The sequence below is a fragment of the Streptomyces sp. NPDC092045 genome, from assembly GCF_044756005.1.
In the GTDB taxonomy this organism is placed as follows: Bacteria; Actinomycetota; Actinomycetes; order Streptomycetales; family Streptomycetaceae; genus Streptomyces.
The window spans coordinates 84,510-100,450 of record NZ_JBIVSC010000014.1 but is presented as its reverse complement, the minus strand read 5'-3'; the positions used below and the strand labels follow the sequence as shown (position 1 = coordinate 100,450).

The following is a 15,941-nucleotide window of genomic DNA, read 5'->3' as shown; positions in this document are numbered from 1 at the left end:
CCTACAGGTACAGCCCCGCCCCCGCCGTGCGGGGCTCGGGAAGGCCCGCCGGGGGCGTGCCGCGACGGAGCGCGAACAGCTCCGCCAGCGTCGCGCCCTCGCGCGGCACGTCCTCCTCGCGCCCGAGCCACGCCACCGACTCGGCCCGGCTCAGCGGTCCCACCTCGATGCGGGCCAGGCAGCGGCCCGGCCGGACCACGGCCGGGTGGAGCCGTTCCAGGTCCTCGTTGGTGGTGACCCCGACCAGCACGTTCCGCCCCTGCCCGAGCAGTCCGTCCGTCAGGTTGAGCAGCCGGGACAGGGCCTGCCCCGCCGTGTGCTTCGCCTCGCCCCGGATCAGCTCGTCGCAGTCCTCCAGGAGCAGCAGCCGCCAGCGGCCCCTCGCCGTGCCCTCGTCCTCCCCGATGGCGATGTCCATCAGATAGCCGACGTCGTTGAAGAGCCGCTCCGGGTCGAGCACGCAGTCCACCTGGCACCAGTCCCGCCAGGACCGCGCCAGGGTCCGCAGCGCGGACGTCTTGCCGGTGCCCGGCGGCCCGTGCAGCAGCAGGAGGCGCCCCGCGACGGAGTCGGGCGTCACCTTCATCAGCCGGTCCATGGACTCGGCCACCGGCGCCGCGTAGTTGGGCCGGACCTCCTCCCACGTCCCGGCGCTGATCTGCCGGGTGGTGCGGTGCGGACCGCGCCGGGGCGACACGTACCAGAAGCCCATCGTCACGTTCTCGGGCTGCGGCTCCGGCTCGTCCTTCGCCCCGTCCGTGGCCTCGCCGAGGATCCGCGTCGCCAGCTCCGCGTCCGTGGCCGTCACGGTGACGTCCGCGCCCCGGTTCCAGCGGGAGACCAGGAGCGTCCAGCCCTCGCCCTCGGCGAGCAGGGCGCTGCGGTCGTCGTCCTTCGAGGCCCGCAGCACGCGCGCGCCCGCCGGCAGGAGGGTGGCCTCCGGCTTGACCCGGTCCAGGGTGGTGCTGTGCGCGTGGGGCTGCTCGCCGGTCGCGAAGCGGCCGAGGAACAGCGCGTCGACGACGTCCGACGGCGAGTCGCTGTCGTCGAGGTTCAACCGGATCGGCAGCGACCGCTGCGGCTCGGACGGTGCCGGTGGGGTGTCAGCCATGGCGCCCATGATCCGGCAACCGGATCCGCGACGCACCGTGTTTAGGGCGGGGCGCGCCCCCGGTCGCCGGAGTGGCGGTACGTCGGGTCCACCGGCCCCGCAGGGCGCCGCGGGCGCGCCGTACGAGCGCGCACCCCTTCGTCACGGCCCGGCCGGCCGCGAAGTCACGGGCGATCGCGCGGCCCTCGACCGGCCGGGCGAACTCCTCGGTGCCGGTGGACCGGCGCACGGTCACCCGCTCCAGGGCGTACGGCCCCTGGCGGCGGGCGAGCGCGTCGCCGACGGCGAGCGCCTGGGCGAACCCGGCCTCCCGGGCCGCCCGGCGGACCCGCCGGCTGGAGTACCCGTACGGGTGGGCGAAGGGGACGGGGGCGGTGCCCGGCTCCTCGCCGACGACCTCCCGGCGGCGCAGCGTCTCGGACCGGAGCCGCCCCGCGTCGAGCTGGTCGAGCTGCGGACGGCTGTGGCCGTGCCCGCCGATCTCCTTCCCGGCGTCGGCCGGTTCGCGCCCCTGGGCCCGGTCGGGCACGGCGCCGAGCGCGCCGCCCTCGTCGTGCTCGCCGCGCAGCCGGCCGGTGGAGACGAAGGTGGCCGGATTTCGATGGTCCTTGACGGAGGGTCGGAGGAAGTTCACCCCCAGTTTTGACATGAACACTTCCGGGGCGGCGGATCCACTGCTACTACCTGGTAACGCAGAGATCCTGCTACAGGGAGGTTCCATGAGACTGCCCCGATTCACCGCCCTCTCCTCCGCCCTCCTGCTCGGCGCCGTCCTCGCCCTCACCGGGGCGGGAACCGCTCAGGCGGCGGAGACCGCCGCACTCGACTACGTGGCGCTGGGGGACTCGTACTCCTCCGGCGTGGGAGCCGGCAGCTACGACGGCGCCAGCGGCGACTGCAAGCGCTCCACGAAGGCGTACCCCGTCCTCTGGAAGAACGCGAACGCCCCCTCCTCGTTCGCCTTCACCGCTTGCTCGGGCGCCCGAACGGGTGATGTGACCGCCAATCAGCTCGGACCGCTCTCGACCGCCACCGACCTGGTCTCCATCACGATCGGGGGAAATGACGCCGGTTTCGCCGACGTCATGACCACCTGTGTGCTCCAGTCCGAGTCCACCTGCGTCAACCGTGTGAATCAGGCCAAGGCCTACGTCGACTCCACCCTGCCCGGCAAGCTCGACTCCGTGTACGACGCCATCAGGAGCAAGGCGCCCAACGCCCGCGTGGTCGTCCTCGGCTACCCGCGCTTCTACCAGCTGAACGGCACCTGCGTCGCCGGCCTGAGCGAGGGCGAGCGCCGCGCCATCAACGGAGCCTCCGACCACCTCAACGCGGCCGTGGCCAAGCGCGCCGCCGACCACGGCTACACCTTCGCCAGTGTCGTCTCCGCCTTCACCGGGCACGAGATCTGCTCCGGCTCGGCCTGGCTGCACAGCGTCAACTGGCTCAACATCGGCGAGTCGTACCACCCGACCGCCGCCGGGCAGTCCGGCGGCTACCTGCCGCCGTTCAGGAACGCGGTGTAACCGGCGCCCGTTCGGGAGCCCGGCACAATCGGTGCGCCCGAACGGGAACGCGGTGCGCTCGGTATGCCCGTTCAGGAACGCGGCGCAGCCGGTGTGTCCGTTCAGGAACGCGGCGCAGCCGGTGCGCCGTCCGCCCCCGTGGCGCCGGAACCGGCCGGAACGGTGCTCGTGACACCGCCCGGCGCACCCGGTCCGGCGCCCGGACCGTCGTCCCGTACGGCGTGGTAGACCAGCGCCCCCGCGATGAGCAGCGCCCCGACGACCCCGGCCACCAGGACGGGGACCCGGCGGGGCGCCCTGTGCTTCCGGCCGCCCGGAGTGCCGGCCGCGCCGCCTTCGCCGACGTCCCGGGACGGAGCGGTCGGCGCGGACCCGGCGCCCGGTGCGTCGTCGTCCGCCCGGGAGCCGCCCCCGCCCGTGCGCGGGCCGGCTCCGCCCGTCTCCGTGCCGCTTCCGTCCGCCCCCGCGCCGCCCGCGGGCCTCCGCGCGCCGCCGCCCGCGACCCGGCGCAGCTCCCGCTCGGCCCGGTCCGCCGTCACGGGGCCCTCCGGCCCCTCGCCCAGGAGCGCGTCGATCACGGCGCCCAGCGGGCCGGACCGGTCGTCCGCCGCCGTCTCCAGGAGCGCCCCCAGGGAGCGCAGCTCCGCCGCCGCACCCGCGTCGTCCTCCGGCGCGCCGCCGAAACCGGTGACGACGACCCGGCCGTCGTTCCCCAGGATCACGTCCTCCGGCTCCACGTCCCGGTGGGGCACGCCCGCGTCCCGGGCCGCCCGCAGCCCGGCCAGGACCTCGGCGCCGACGCGCGCGGCCTCGCGCGACGGCAGCGGTCCGCCCGCCTCCAGGGTCTCGGCGAGGGTGAGGCCCCGGACCAGCTCCGTCGCCACCCAGGGCCGGCCGTCCTCGGAGACCACGTCGAGGACCCGTACGACGGAGGGGTGGGAGACGCGTGCGACGGCCCGCGCGTCGCGCTCCCGCCGCGCGTGGAGCGGAGGCGCCCCGTCGGCCGGGAGTCCGGGCGGGACCCGGGACTCCTTCAGGGCCACCTCGTGGCCGCCCGTCTCGTCCAGGGCGCGCCAGACGGTGCCCGTCGCCCCCTCGGCCAGGACGTCCAGAAGCCGGTAACGACCCGCGATCACCGTCATGGATCCACGGTAGCCGAGGGGCGCCCGTCCGGCTCCGGTCCGGCACCGGGCCGGGCCGCCGGAACCGCCGGCGGATCTTGGTGGTGGAGATCACACGGCTCCGCGTACCCCCGTTGGTCGCGCCGGAGTGCAGGATGGTTCGTGACGGTTCGACAGGTGTTCGAGCCCTGTCCAACTCGCCCTGGAATCGCACGTATTCGGAGGGTGACCGTCAACCCTCGTACGAGTGCGTTGAATCCCGTCGCCGGGATACACGGGTGTCATGACGGGGCGATAGGGTTAACCTGCCCGGGTCGGGTGCCCTTGTACGGGTGGGGAGTGACATGGAACAGATAGCAATGCGCAGCAGGCCCCGAGTGCCTGCCATCACCTGCGGGAGCAGCGCGACCAGTTCGCGGCTCGATCGTCATCTCGCGGTGCTCGGCGGTCCCGCCGTGCCCCAGCGCGAGGCGGCCGAGGCGACCCTGCTGATGCGGGAACTGACGACGCGTACGCGCGAGGCGCCGGTGCACGGTCACCGCAGCCGCAGCGCACGCGTGTCGCTCTTCGCACCGCTCCGCCGACTCCGCCGCTCCCTCTTCGGCACCCGCCGCTAGCCCCGGTCCCGGCCGCCCGTACGGCCCCGACCACGACTCCGCCGGACGTGTCCCCGCCCGTCCGGCGTTCGTCGTGTCCGCACGCCCCGCGCCCCGCGCCCTCCCTGTCCGTCTCCCGCCCGCGCCCGGCCACCCGCTCCCGTCGGCCCCGTCAGGCGACCACGCCCGCGTTCCTGAGCTCCCTCACCTCCGACTCCCGCAGTCCGAGTCCGGCGAGCACCTCGTCCGTGTCCTGTCCCAGGGCCGGGATCCGGTCCGTCCGGGGCTCCGGCGCGTCCGGGAACACGATCGGCGGGAGCAGCGTCCGCAGCGGCCCGACCGGCGACTCCACCTCCCGCCACCGGTCACGGGCCGTCAGCTGCGGATGGTCCGCCAGTTCCGCCACCGAGTTGAGCCGGGCGCAGGCGATGCCCGCCGCGTCGAGCCGGGCGAGCGCCTCCTCCGCCGCGAGCGGGGCCAGCGCCTCCGCGACCACCGCGTCCGTCGCCGCCCGCCCCGCGACCCGCGCCGCGTTCGTCGCGAAGGCCGGATCGTCGGCGAGGCCGGGCCGGCCGAGCACCTGCCCGGCGAGCCTCCGCCATTCCCGGTCGTTCTGCACGGAGAGCAGCACCAGGCCCCCGTCCGCCGTCGGATAGGCGTCGTACGGGGCGATCACCGCGTGCGCGAGCCCGGTGCGCGCCGGGGCCGCCCCTCCGTGCATCCCGTGGTGCAGCGGATGTCCCATCCACTCGGCGAGCGAGTCCAGGAGGGACACCTCCACCGGCCCGCCCCGGCCGGTCGCGCCGCGCCGCACGAGCGCGGCGAGGACACCCGAGAAGGCGTACATCCCGGCGGCGATGTCGGCCGCCGGGACGCCCGACTTGGCGGGGTGCTCCGGGGTCCCGGTCACCGACACCAGACCCGCCTCGCACTGGACGAGCATGTCGTACGCCCGCCGGTGCGCGTACGGGCCCTCCGCCCCGTACCCCGAGACGTCCACCGCGATCAGCCGGGGGTGCGCGGCGCACAGGGTGGCGGCGTCGAGGCCGAGGCGGGCCGCCGCCCCCTGCGCCAGGTTCTGCACGAAGACGTCGGCGCCGGCCGCGAGCCGCCGGGCGAGGGCCAGGCCGCGGGGGTCCTTGAGGTCGATCGCCACCGACTCCTTGCCGCGGTTGCACCACACGAAGTGGGAGGCCAGGCCCCGGGCGGCGGTGTCGTACCCGCGGGCGAAGTCGCCGCCGTCGGGGCGCTCGATCTTGACGACGCGGGCGCCGAGGTCGGCGAGCTGGCGGGTGGCGAAGGGCGCGGCGACCGCCTGCTCGACGGCGACGACCGTGATCCCTTCGAGGGGGAGTGGCTGAGTGCTCATGACCGCCCTGCCTACCCTGCCGGACCGGCCCTTGTCACCCGGGAACGCGTCACCCTCCTCCGCGCCGCTCTCCCGTCGTTCCTGCCGTTCCTGTCGCTCTTGCCGTTCCCGTCGCTTCGGCGGCCTCGGCTGTTCCGGGCGCGCCGCCGGTCACAGCAGGGCGAACTGCCCCTCCGGTCCTTCCTCCCGGTGGTCCAGCACGGACGCGGGGCGGCGGGTCCGCGCGGGCGGCGGCAGCACTCCGGCGGCGCGCAGGGCCGCCGCGCCCTCCTCCGCACCCTCCGGCCCCCGCGCCGCGAGGGCCGCCCGTTCCGGCTCCCGCGCCCCCAGCAGGGCGAGCACGGTGATCAGGTCGAGCAGCTCCGAGGTCCACTCCTGCGGCCAGGCGGCCGGTCCGATCGCCTCCAGGGAGCCGGGCTCCGCCGGAGCGGTCCGGCGCGCGAACCACTGCTCCAGGACCCGCGCCCCGCCCACCCGGAACTCCCAGGCCTCCGCCGGTACGGGGGAGATCCGGCCCCCGTCGAGGTCGAGCGCCTCCTCCTCGGGGTCGTACGCCATCGTCGTCGGGCGGGCCGGGACCGCAGCCCGCACGTAGGGGCGGCGGCCGCCCGGCAGCCGGGGCTTCGTCCCGGTCGGGGCGCCCCGCAGCTGCACGTCGAGGAGGTCCCGGCCGAGCGCCACGCCCGCCGCCCAGACCTCCGGGCCGGCGGGGAGCGGGACGCGGCACCCGGCGGGGGAGGGGCGGGCCGCCGCCACCGCCCACGCCAGCCAGTCACGGGCGCCGACCTCCTGCCCGTACCGCTGCCCGAGGAAGTCCAGGAGCCCGGGGGCGAGATTGGGCTCGTGGCCGCCGGGGCGGCGGAACAGCGGCCGGATCCGGCCCGGCCGGCCCGCCGGGGAGCGGCCCTCCGGCAGCGCGGCCGTCACCAGGAGCGCGGGCCCGGCCGCCCCCGGCACGTACCCCTGCTCGACGGCGAACAGCTGCGGCTCCCCGGCGACCCGCCACAGCTCCGGCCTGGCGGTGTCGATCAGCCGGTGGTCGGGGAGCAGCCACTGCTCGTCGAACGGTCCGGGCGCCACCCGTACCGGCGCCGGGCACGGGCCCGCCTCGCGCGCGAACCGCACGGTCCCGGTGCGCTGTCCGGGCAGCGCGGTCACCGCGCTCGCGGGGGTGCGGGCCCGGCTGGGCCGGAAGAGCGCCTCCCGCTCGGCGCCCTCGGCGGCCACGAGCCGGTCCCAGCGGGTCCGCAGGGTCCGCGCGTCGGGGGCGACGATCCAGGGGCGGCCGAACCGCAGCGGGGCCACGGACCACGGCATCAACTCGTCGAGGAGGGGCGCGTCCTGCGGCCGGGCGTCATCGGTCACGCCCCGCATGCTAACGACCGCCGTCGGTTCGCCTCCAGCACGTCAGTGGGCCTCGACCGTGACCGTGAAGGAGAAGCGGTCGCCGCGGTAGCGGATGCGGGCCACGTCGACGACCCGGCCGTCCTCGTCGTAGGTCACGCCCGTGTAGTGGAGGATCGGGGAGAGCAGCGGGACCTGGAGCAGGCCCGCCGTCTCCGGGTCGGCGAGGCGGGCCTCGACCGTGTCCGTGATGCGGCTGATCCGCACCCCGACCACGTCCCGCAGCACCTTCGTCATCGGCCAGCGCTCCAGGTCCGCCGGGTCGATCGCGGCGGCGAGTTCGGGAAGCACCGCGTTCTCCGCCCAGTTCGTCGGCTCGCCGCTCTCCCCGTCGCTGCGCAGCCGTCGGTACGCCACGACCTCGGGCACGTCGGGGAAGTACTCCGCGAGCTCCCCGGGCACCGGCCCGGCGCCGTGCCCGAGGACCGTCGTCCGCTCGCCCGACTGCTGGGCCACGATCGCGTCGATCGAGCCGAGCAGCCGGCGCGGGGTGGAGCGGCGGGCACCCGGCTCGATGAAGGTGCCGCGCCGCCGGTGCCGGCTGATCAGGCCCTCCTCCTCCAGCTCCTTGAGGGCCTGGCGCATCGTGAGCACGCTCACGCCGTAGTGCGCGGCGAGCTGCTCCTCGGTGGGCAGCCGCAGCGAGGCGTCGGGCGTGCGGCCCAGTATCGAGGCGCGCAGCGACTGCGACACCTGGTACCAGAGCGGCAGCTTGCGGTTCAGGACCAGCGAATCGGGAGCGAAGGCGGTCACGGGTCCTCCGTACGGGACTACGGGCTTACGGCCGGGACTTTACGGCCGGAAATGGCGCTCCAGACCCTGCCACACGTCGTCGTACCCCTTCTGCAGATGGTCGGCGTTCGCGGCCTGCGCGGTCGCGGTCACCGGCCACCGGGTCTCGAACATGAAGGCGAGGCCGTCGTCGATCTTCTGCGGCTTCAGCTCGGCGGCGCTCGCCCTGTCGAAGGTCTCCCGGTCGGGGCCGTGCGCGGACATCATGTTGTGCAGCGAGCCGCCGCCGGGGACGAAGCCTTCCGCCTTGGCGTCGTACGCGCCCTCGATCAGGCCCATGTACTCGCTCATCACGTTCCGGTGGAAGTACGGCGGCCGGAAGGTGTCCTCGCCGACCAGCCAGCGCGGGGCGAAGGCCACGAAGTCCACGTTCGCGAGGCCCGGGGTGTCGGAGGGCGAGGTGAGGACCGTGAAGATCGACGGGTCCGGGTGGTCGTACGAGATCGTCCCGATGACGTTGAAGCGGTGCAGGTCGTAGACGTACGGGGTGTGGTTGCCGTGCCAGGCGACGACGTCCAGCGGGGAGTGCCCGTACGTCGCGGACCAGAGGTTGCCGCAGTACTTGTTGACGACCTCGACCGGACCCTCGACGTCCTCGTGGGCGGCGACCGGGGCCCGGAAGTCCCGGGCGTTGGCCAGGCCGTTGGCGCCGATCGGGCCGAGGTCGGGGAGCTGGAAGGGCGCGCCGTAGTTCTCGCAGACGTAGCCGCGGGCGGTCTCGTCGAGCAGCTCGACGCGGAAGCGGACCCCGCGCGGGATCAGCGCGACCTCGCCGGGGCGGGCGGCGAGCAGGCCCAGTTCGGTGCGGAGGAGGAGTCCGCCGCGCTCGGGGACGATCAGCAGCTCGCCGTCCGCGTCGCCGAAGACCCGCTCCATGGAGGCGTTGGCGTGGTAGAGGTGCACGGCCATGCCGGTGCGCTGGGTCGCGTCGCCGTTGCCGCCGAGGGTCCACAGGCCGGCCAGCCAGTCGGTGCCGGGGGCCGGGTCGGGCAGCGGGTTCCAGCGCAGCCGGTTGGGGTCGGGCACGGTCTCGGTGAAGGGGGCGCCGCGCAGCGCGCCGTTGTCGACCCGGGTGTACGGCGGGTGCGCGGCCGACGGGCGGATCCGGTAGAGCCAGGAGCGGCGGTTGTGCGCCCGCGGCTCGGTGAAGGCGCTGCCGCTGAGCTGCTCGGCGTAGAGGCCGAGGGGTGCGCGCTGCGGCGAGTTGCGGCCGTGCGGCAGCGCGCCGGGGATCGCCTCCGAGCCGTGCTCGTTGCCGAAACCGGTGCTGTAGGTGAGCCCCTCGGCCGTCTTCCTGGCCTGCTCCGTGGTCATCGCCCGCTCCTGTCCTGAGTCCGCAAGGGAATCCTATGGGAGACCGTAGGATTCCGCGCGCCTCCCGTCAACGGTGCGCAGGCGCGGGGGTGCGGACCGATGTGTGCGCGAGGGGGTCAAAAAAGATGAACATTGCTCTACTCTCACGCGCATGTCCCGGACCCGAAGGTTCGTCCTCGCGCTCTCGGTCGTGCTCGCGGCGCTCGCCGCGGCCCTGTTCACCGCCCCCGGGGCCCAGGCCCACGAGGAGCGGCCCGTCACCTTCCCCGACGGCTCCGGCAGCGTGCCGAAGCTCCGCACGGGCGAACCCGACCTCCTCGTCTGCAAGACCGACCGGACCGACTTCGCGCGCCGGATCTCCGGCTTCCCCGCCGCGCTCAAGACCCGCAACCTCGCCCTCTTCGAGCGCTGCGCGGCCTCCGGGTACCGCCACCTCCAGCAGGCCGTCGACGCCGTCGACCGGCCCGGCCTCACCATCGCGATCCTCCCCGGCCTCTACGAGGAGGAACCCTCACAGCCCCCGCCCACCGGGGCCTGCGCCCGCCTGGAGGCCCCGAACTCCGCGCTCGGCTACCAGATCCTCAGCTACGCGCAGCAGCGGCAGTGCCCGCACAACCAGAACCTGGTCGCGATCCTCGGCAAGAAGGACCTCCAGATCGAGGGCACCGGCGCCTCCCGGCTCGACGTGGTCGTCGACGCCAAGTACCAGAAGCTCAACGCGATCCGGGCCGACGGCTCCGACGGCGTCTACTTCCGCAACTTCACCGCCCAGCGCACCACCTTCAACTCGCTGTACGTCCTCGCCGCCGACGGCTTCGTCATCGACGACGTCCTCACCCGCTGGAACGACGAGTACGGCTTCCTCACCTTCGCCTCCGACCACGGCCTGTACAAGGACTGCGAGTCCTACGGCAACGGCGACTCCGGCATCTACCCCGGCTCGGCCTCGAACATCAACGACGGCCGCGGCTACGACGTCCCCCGCTACTCCATCGAGATCACCGGCTGCCGCAGCCACCACAACATGGTCGGCTACTCCGGCACCGCCGGGGACTCGGTCTGGGTCCACGACAACGAGTTCGACCACAACATGGGCGGCGCCTCCATGGACTCCGCCTTCCCCGGCCACCCCGGACTGCCCCAGAACCACGCCCGCTTCGAACGCAACCTGATCCACGACAACAACCAGAACTACTACCCGTACGTCGCCGACGGCACCTGCGCCAGGCCGCCCGTGGAACGCGGCTACGAACAGGGCGTCGTCTGCCCCCAGATCTCCATGCCGCCCGGCACCGGCATCATCACCGCCGGAGGCAACTGGAACCTCTACGAGGACAACTGGGTCTACGGCCACCAGCGCGCCGCCTTCTACCTCAACGCCGTCCCCGCCCTCATCCGCGGCGAGTCCGCCTGGGGCAAGCAGACCGACACCTCCCACCACAACCGCTACGCCGGCAACCACCTCGGCGTCGACCGCTCGGGCGCCTCCCGCCCCAACCGCACCGACGTCTGGTGGGACGGCCAGGGCGGCGGCAACTGCTGGCAGGCCGACACCGGCGCCGGCAGCCCCGGCGCCCTGCCCCGGTGCGGCGCCCGGCGCGGCGAGGTCTCCGGCGCCGCCGACCGCCTCGTCGGCGAACCCGTCAAACTCGCCCAGCTCCTCGTCTGCGCCGACTACGACGTCCAGGCCCGCCGCCTCCCGGCCGGCTGCGACTGGTACGGCGCCCGGGGCCTCCAGCGCGTCGAGACCCAACTCGCCCTCGGCAGCTCCCTCGTCCTCGCCCTCGTCGGCGGCGCCCTGTGGTGGCGCCGACTGCGCGGCAACCGGCTCGCGGGCGCCGCCACCCTCCTCGGCCTCGCGGGCCTCGCCCTCGACGTGGCCGGCTCGACCCTCGCCCTCACCCCCACCCCCGTCCCGGCCGTCGCGCTGCTCCTGACCGGCGCCTGGTGGACCCTCCTCGGCCCCGCCCTCCGCCCCGCCCGCCCCGCCTTCGCCCTGACCACCCTGGCCTTCGGCGTCCTCACCCTCCTCGACGCCTTCGACAAGGCGGTCCTCATGATTCCCGGCACCCCCGTGAGCCCCGCCTGGCTCCGCCTCCTCCTCGGCGCCGTCTGGATCCTCTGGGCCGTGGTGGCGGCGGGCACCCGCCCGCCGACCCCGGAACCGGCCGAACCGGGGAGCGTGCCGGTGGAACCCGGGGGCGTGCCGGTGGAGCCGGGGGGCGCACCGGTGGGACCCGGCGGTGCGTCGACCGGCCTCGACGGTGTTTCCGCCCCCGCCCCCGCCCCCGCCCCCGGCCCCGGCCCCACCTCCACCTCCACCCCTGCCCACGACCACGACTCCGGCCCCGGCCCCGTGCCCCCGTCGGCCTCCGACGTCCGCCCGCACCGCGAGGAGGGGACCGCGTGACGCGCGTGCTCGGGGCCCCGCCCCTCGGACGCCGGTTCGGCGGCCTCTGCCTGGTGCTCGTCCTGGCCGCCGCACCGGTCCTCGCGGGCTGCGGCGGCCGGGCCACCACCCACCACAAGCCCGGCACCGGCCACCAGGAGGCCACCGGCGGCAGCGGCACCCTGCTGCCGGCCCGGGACGAGGCCGGGCACCGGCTCCGGGAGCTTCCCGCGGCGGAAGCGCCCGCCGTCCGGGCCGAGGTCCGGCCCGACTCCGAGGGCGGCTGGAACGTCCACCTCACCGTGGAGAGGTTCCTCTTCACCCCGGAGAGCACCGGCGGCGCGGCCGTCCCCGGCCGGGGCCACGCCCGCCTCCTGGTCGACGGCCGCGAGACCGGCCGCCTCTACGGGCTTTGGGGACACGTACCGGCAGGCGCGCGCACCCTGACCGTCCGGCTCCACGCGGACGACCACACCGTCTGGGCCACCGCCGGCGCCCCCGTCCAGACCACCGTCCCCCTGGGCGAGGCCCCCGCCGCCTCCGCCCCGCCGAGTCCGCGTCCCACCGCACCCGGCCGGACCGTCACCCTCACCATCACCGGCAAGACCGTCCAACCGCCTCCTTCCCGCATCGAGTTGAAGAAGGGCGAACAGCTCACCCTCCATGTCACCAGCGACCGCGACGACACCCTCCACGTCCACGGCTACGACCGTGAACTGCCGCTCTCTCCCGGCACGCCCGCCACCCTCGCCCTCACCGTGGACCGCACCGGCCTCTTCGAGGTCGAGACGCACGATTCCGGACTCGTGCTGACCCAACTCGTCGTCCGATGACCACGGCCCTGGCCCCTGCCCTCGCCCCCGTCCCGGTTCCTCTCCCTGCTCCTGCCTTCGCCCTTGCCCACGGGCACGAGCCCGCCCATGTCCACGCCGCGGCATTCCCCCTCCCGCTCGCCCACGGCGTGGGCTCCCAGCACGACCTCCCCCTCTCGCCCTTCTACGCCTACGCCGGCGCCTTCACCGCGCTCCTCGTCTCCTTCCTCGCCCTCGGCCTGCTCTGGTCCTCCTCCCGCTTCCGCGGCGACCTGGCCGGACGCCCGCTCCCCGCCGCCCTCCAACGGGCCGCCGACGCCCCGTCCACCCGCACCGCCTTCCGGCTCCTCGGCGCCGCCGCCGCCCTCGTCTTCCTCCTCCACCTCCTCCTCGGCCCCGACGACCCGGACCGCAACCCCGCCCCCGGTGCCCTCTACGTCCTCATCTGGGTCGGACTCGTCCCCGCCTCCCTCCTGTTCGGCCCCGTCTGGCGCCTGCTCAACCCCCTGCGTGCCCTCCACGCCCTCCATCCGCCGCGGAACCCCCGCCCGCTGCCCGCCGCCCTCGGCATCCGCCCCGCCGCCGCGGGCCTCCTCCTCTTCACCTGGCTCGAACTCGTCGCCCCCGACAACACCTCCCGCGCCACCCTCCTGACCGCCCTCGCCCTCCACCTCGGCGTCCAGCTCCTGGGCGCCGCCCGGTACGGCGACCGCTGGTTCGCCCACGCCGACCCCTTCGAGGCGTACTCCTCCCTCCTCGCCCGGCTCTCCCCGCTCGGCCGCCGCGCCGACGGCCGCCTGGTCCTGCGCTCCCCGTTCGACGGCCTCGACTCCACCCCCCAACGCCCCGGTCTCGTCGCCGCCGTCTGCGTCCTCCTCGGCTCCACCGCCTACGACGGCCTCTCCGACAACCCCCGCTGGATCACCGCCCTCCAGACCTCACCCCTCGGCCCCGTCCCCACCGCCACCCTCGGCCTCCTCGCCGCCGTGGCCCTCTCCGCCGCCTGCTACGGCCTCTGCGCCGGTGCCCTGCGTCTCATGGACCGCGAACTCACCACCCCCCTCACCTCCTTCGCCCACTCCCTGCTGCCCATCGCCCTCGGCTATCTCACTGCCCACTACTTCTCACTCCTAGTCACTGAACTTCCACGCACCGTAATCATGGCAGGGGGCACTGACAACGCCCCCTCACCCGCTCCACCCCTGAGTCCCGGCGGCCTCGCGACCCTCCAGGTCGCCGCCGTCGTCACCGGCCACGTCCTCGGCGTCGTCGCGGCCCACGACCGGTCCGTGCGCCTCTTCCCGCCGGCCCGGGCCGTCGCCGGTCAACTCCCCCTGTTCGTGCTGATGATCGCGTACACCCTCGGCGGCATCGGCCTGCTCGTCGCCTGAGGACCCGGCTTCGGGCAGGGGCCTGTTCGTCGTCCGAGGGCCCGGCTTCGTCCGTACCCGCCGGAGCGGCATCATGGACCCCGTGCCCCAGACCCGCCCCCCGACCGCTCCGGCGCTCCGCCGCGCCCCCGTGCAGCAGCGCAGCGCCGAACGGCTCGCCCGGATCCTCGACGCCTGCGCCGCGCTCCTCGACGAGACCGGGTACGAGCGGCTGAGCACCCGTGCCGTCGCCGTCCGCGCCGGTGTGCCCATCGGCTCCGTCTACCGCTTCTTCGGCAACAAGCGGGCGATGGTCGCGGCCCTCGCCCTCCGCAACCTCGACCGGTACGCCGAGCGGGTCTCCGAGCGCCTCGCCGTGACCCCGCCCCTCGACGCGTACGGCGCCATCGACGGCGTCCTCGACGAGTTCATCGCGATGAAGCGGACCGTCCCGGGCTTCGCCCTGGTCGACTTCGGCGTGCCCGCCGCCGCACCCGGAGAGGTCTCCGGCGGCACCGCCGGAGGTGACGGCGGTCCGGGTGACGATGAAGGTGCGGGTGGCGATGCGGGTGCGCGTGGCGATGGGCGCTCGGGTGACGACGCGGGCCCGGATGGCGGTACGGGCTCGGGCGACGACGCGGACCCGCGTGACGAGGTCGAGGATCCCAACCGGCTCGTCGCCGAGCGGATCTGCGGGCTCCTCGCCGCGCATCTGGGCCGCCCCGCCGACGAGGAACTGCACCGGAAGGTGCTCGTCGGGGTCGAGACCGCCGACGCCCTCGTCCGGCTCGCCTTCCGCGCCGACCCCGCCGGAGACCCGGCGCTCGTCGACGAGACCCGGCTCCTCCTGCACGCGTACCTGGGGCCGTCCCTCTCGTAGGAGCCGCGGAAGGCGGGACGGCCCCGGGTCAGTCGCGTCCGCGCCAGCGGAGGACTTCGAGGGCGGCCGCCACGTCGAGGGGGCGGGACGCGAGCGGGAGCGGCAGCAGCCGGTCGGCATGGGTCAGGCGCCGGAGCAGGGTGTTGCGGTGGACGAAGAGGCGGGCGGCGGCCCGGGAGGCGTTGCACCGCTCGGCGGTGAAGACGCGTACCGCCTCGGTGATCTCGGCCGGCGCCGCCGCCAGGTCACCGAGGACGCGCGTGACGAAGCGGTCGGCGTGTTCGGTGTCCTGGGTGAGGAGCGCGACGAGCTCGACCTCGTCGTACGAGGTCAGGCGCCGGGTGGACGAGAGCCTGGCCAGCATCCGCTGGGTGGTGAGCGCGTCGAGGTGGCCGCGGCGGAAGCCGTCGACGCCGGGCGCGGCCGAGCCGAGCGCGACGCGCACGGCCGGCAGCGCTTCCAGGGCGTCCCGGATCCGGTCCGTGTCGGGCCGGCCGTGGACCCACACCCAGCGGGTCGCGGCGCCCGCGATGACGCTCAGCGGCGGCGCCCCGTCCGCCGCTGCGGCGAGGGCGTCCGCGGCGCGGTCGAGCCGGTGGAGGTCGGCGTCGGGATCGTCGGTCCAGACGACCGCGGCGGTGTGCGTCGGGTCCAGGGCGTAGCCCAGCCGGGCCTGGGCGCGCTGCCGGGTGATCGGCGCGCCGTCCAGCAGCAGGGCCACGACCTCGCGGCGTTCGGCGTGGGTGCCCCGGGTGAGTTCGCCGCGCTCCACGTGCATGCGTGCGGCGATGGCGGCGACGGTGTCGTCCACGAAGGCGGAGATGGACCGCAGCGACACGTCGAGCAGTTCGCGCAGGTCCTCGGTGTCGTCGGTGAGCGAGCAGGCGATCTGCGTCCACACGCGCACGGCGACGCCCTGGCCGACCCGGTAGGCGTCGAGCGCGGTCTCGTCGAGACCGCGCCGCACGAGGTCGCGGGCGATGGCCAGCGGTGCTTCCCCCTCGTTCGCGGGCACGGGTTCGCCCGGAGCGCGCACGTTGGAGGCCGCCCAGAACAGCAGGTTGGACCGGTTGGTCCGGCGCATCCCGGCGGCGAGCACCGGGTCGGCGGCGACCGCCTGCTGCGCCTGGCTGGACAGCGTGGCCGCGTCGAGTTCGGCGAGCCACTCCGGCCTGGGGTCGAGCGCCGTCTCGGCACCCCGGCGGATCAGCTCCCGGACGCGGGGCGAGGGCGGTTTCCACAGCGGCATACGGGGAC

13 protein-coding genes and 1 pseudogene are annotated in these 15,941 nt (G+C 75.0%); 6 read left to right on the top strand and 8 right to left on the bottom strand.

Features of this window, described 5'->3' with window-relative positions; all coding sequences use genetic code 11:
• Position 1: 1 nt before the first annotated feature.
• Both ACIQKA_RS25740 and ACIQKA_RS25735 read right to left on the bottom strand, forming a co-directional pair.
• Positions 2-1,120, bottom strand: a complete 1,119-nt coding sequence (locus ACIQKA_RS25740) for a DUF5925 domain-containing protein (RefSeq protein ID WP_383437316.1) — start codon at positions 1,118-1,120, stop codon at positions 2-4.
• A gap of 79 nt (positions 1,121-1,199) precedes the next feature.
• Positions 1,200-1,715: pseudogene (locus tag ACIQKA_RS25735) on the bottom strand (polysaccharide deacetylase family protein); the annotation flags it as partial.
• Positions 1,716-1,830: 115 nt separating this feature from the next.
• Between ACIQKA_RS25735 and ACIQKA_RS25730 the strand changes: the two are divergent.
• Positions 1,831-2,637, top strand: coding sequence for a GDSL-type esterase/lipase family protein (locus ACIQKA_RS25730; protein WP_391096014.1), 807 nt, complete (start codon positions 1,831-1,833; stop codon positions 2,635-2,637).
• Positions 2,638-2,738: 101 nt separating this feature from the next.
• Here the strand turns inward: ACIQKA_RS25730 and ACIQKA_RS25725 are convergent, their stop codons facing one another.
• Entirely contained in the window at positions 2,739-3,779 is a 1,041-nt protein-coding gene (locus tag ACIQKA_RS25725; RefSeq protein ID WP_391096016.1) for a protein kinase domain-containing protein, read from the bottom strand.
• A 323-nt stretch (positions 3,780-4,102) separates the two neighbouring features.
• On the opposite strand from ACIQKA_RS25725, the gene ACIQKA_RS25720 reads away from it, so the two are divergent.
• Positions 4,103-4,375 (top strand): hypothetical protein, encoded by a 273-nt coding sequence (locus ACIQKA_RS25720; RefSeq protein ID WP_079131446.1) that lies wholly within the window; start codon positions 4,103-4,105, stop codon positions 4,373-4,375.
• 151 nt (positions 4,376-4,526) lie between these two features.
• On the opposite strand, the gene ACIQKA_RS25715 is transcribed toward ACIQKA_RS25720, so the two are convergent.
• From ACIQKA_RS25715 to hmgA, 4 genes are all read right to left on the bottom strand, one after another.
• The gene (locus tag ACIQKA_RS25715; RefSeq protein ID WP_391096018.1) at positions 4,527-5,723 is read right to left on the bottom strand and encodes a CoA transferase; all 1,197 of its coding nucleotides are present in this window, start codon (positions 5,721-5,723) and stop codon (positions 4,527-4,529) included.
• Positions 5,724-5,873: 150 nt separating this feature from the next.
• Entirely contained in the window at positions 5,874-7,097 is a 1,224-nt protein-coding gene (locus tag ACIQKA_RS25710; protein WP_383153111.1) for a type ISP restriction/modification enzyme, read from the bottom strand.
• Positions 7,098-7,130: 33 nt separating this feature from the next.
• Positions 7,131-7,880 carry a GntR family transcriptional regulator gene (locus ACIQKA_RS25705; protein ID WP_383153113.1) on the bottom strand — a complete coding sequence of 250 codons (750 nt, stop codon included), beginning with the start codon at positions 7,878-7,880 and terminating at the stop codon, positions 7,131-7,133.
• Between the two features lie 39 nt (positions 7,881-7,919).
• Positions 7,920-9,233 carry a homogentisate 1,2-dioxygenase gene (gene hmgA, locus ACIQKA_RS25700; protein ID WP_383437304.1) on the bottom strand — a complete coding sequence of 438 codons (1,314 nt, stop codon included), beginning with the start codon at positions 9,231-9,233 and terminating at the stop codon, positions 7,920-7,922.
• A gap of 151 nt (positions 9,234-9,384) precedes the next feature.
• Between hmgA and ACIQKA_RS25695 the strand changes: the two genes are divergently transcribed.
• The 4 genes from ACIQKA_RS25695 to ACIQKA_RS25680 all read left to right on the top strand — a co-directional run bounded on the left by ACIQKA_RS25695 (position 9,385) and on the right by ACIQKA_RS25680 (position 14,684).
• Positions 9,385-11,643, top strand: a complete 2,259-nt coding sequence (locus ACIQKA_RS25695; protein ID WP_402542501.1) for a right-handed parallel beta-helix repeat-containing protein — start codon at positions 9,385-9,387, stop codon at positions 11,641-11,643.
• 5 nt (positions 11,644-11,648) lie between these two features.
• Positions 11,649-12,455: a hypothetical protein gene (locus ACIQKA_RS25690; RefSeq protein WP_402542523.1), complete on the top strand. Its 807-nt coding sequence runs from the start codon at positions 11,649-11,651 to the stop codon at positions 12,453-12,455.
• A complete protein-coding gene (locus ACIQKA_RS25685) occupies positions 12,452-13,825 on the top strand; it encodes a hypothetical protein (protein WP_402542500.1) in 1,374 nt (457 codons plus the stop codon). The genes ACIQKA_RS25690 and ACIQKA_RS25685 overlap by 4 nt, the downstream gene beginning before the upstream one ends.
• Positions 13,826-13,898: 73 nt before the next feature.
• The gene (locus ACIQKA_RS25680; protein WP_402542499.1) at positions 13,899-14,684 is read left to right on the top strand and encodes a TetR family transcriptional regulator; all 786 of its coding nucleotides are present in this window, start codon (positions 13,899-13,901) and stop codon (positions 14,682-14,684) included.
• A gap of 28 nt (positions 14,685-14,712) precedes the next feature.
• Here ACIQKA_RS25680 and ACIQKA_RS25675 read toward each other — a convergent pair whose 3' ends face one another.
• Entirely contained in the window at positions 14,713-15,933 is a 1,221-nt protein-coding gene (locus tag ACIQKA_RS25675; protein ID WP_402542497.1) for a PucR family transcriptional regulator, read from the bottom strand.
• Between the last annotated feature and the right edge of the window lie 8 nt (positions 15,934-15,941).

Excerpts from the sequence above, each read along its gene's own strand:
- ACIQKA_RS25730 (WP_391096014.1), top strand. The coding sequence starts at position 1,831 with ATGAGACTGCCCCGATTCACCGCCCTCTCCTCCGCCCTCCTGCTCGGC.
- ACIQKA_RS25725 (WP_391096016.1), bottom strand. The coding sequence starts at position 3,779 with ATGACGGTGATCGCGGGTCGTTACCGGCTTCTGGACGTCCTGGCCGAG.
- ACIQKA_RS25680 (WP_402542499.1), top strand. The coding sequence starts at position 13,899 with ATGGACCCCGTGCCCCAGACCCGCCCCCCGACCGCTCCGGCGCTCCGC.
- ACIQKA_RS25740 (WP_383437316.1), bottom strand. The coding sequence starts at position 1,120 with ATGGGCGCCATGGCTGACACCCCACCGGCACCGTCCGAGCCGCAGCGG.
- ACIQKA_RS25710 (WP_383153111.1), bottom strand. The coding sequence starts at position 7,097 with ATGCGGGGCGTGACCGATGACGCCCGGCCGCAGGACGCGCCCCTCCTC.
- ACIQKA_RS25715 (WP_391096018.1), bottom strand. The coding sequence starts at position 5,723 with ATGAGCACTCAGCCACTCCCCCTCGAAGGGATCACGGTCGTCGCCGTC.
- hmgA (WP_383437304.1), bottom strand. The coding sequence starts at position 9,233 with ATGACCACGGAGCAGGCCAGGAAGACGGCCGAGGGGCTCACCTACAGC.
- ACIQKA_RS25695 (WP_402542501.1), top strand. The coding sequence starts at position 9,385 with ATGTCCCGGACCCGAAGGTTCGTCCTCGCGCTCTCGGTCGTGCTCGCG.
- ACIQKA_RS25675 (WP_402542497.1), bottom strand. The coding sequence starts at position 15,933 with ATGCCGCTGTGGAAACCGCCCTCGCCCCGCGTCCGGGAGCTGATCCGC.
- ACIQKA_RS25685 (WP_402542500.1), top strand. The coding sequence starts at position 12,452 with ATGACCACGGCCCTGGCCCCTGCCCTCGCCCCCGTCCCGGTTCCTCTC.
- ACIQKA_RS25720 (WP_079131446.1), top strand. The coding sequence starts at position 4,103 with ATGGAACAGATAGCAATGCGCAGCAGGCCCCGAGTGCCTGCCATCACC.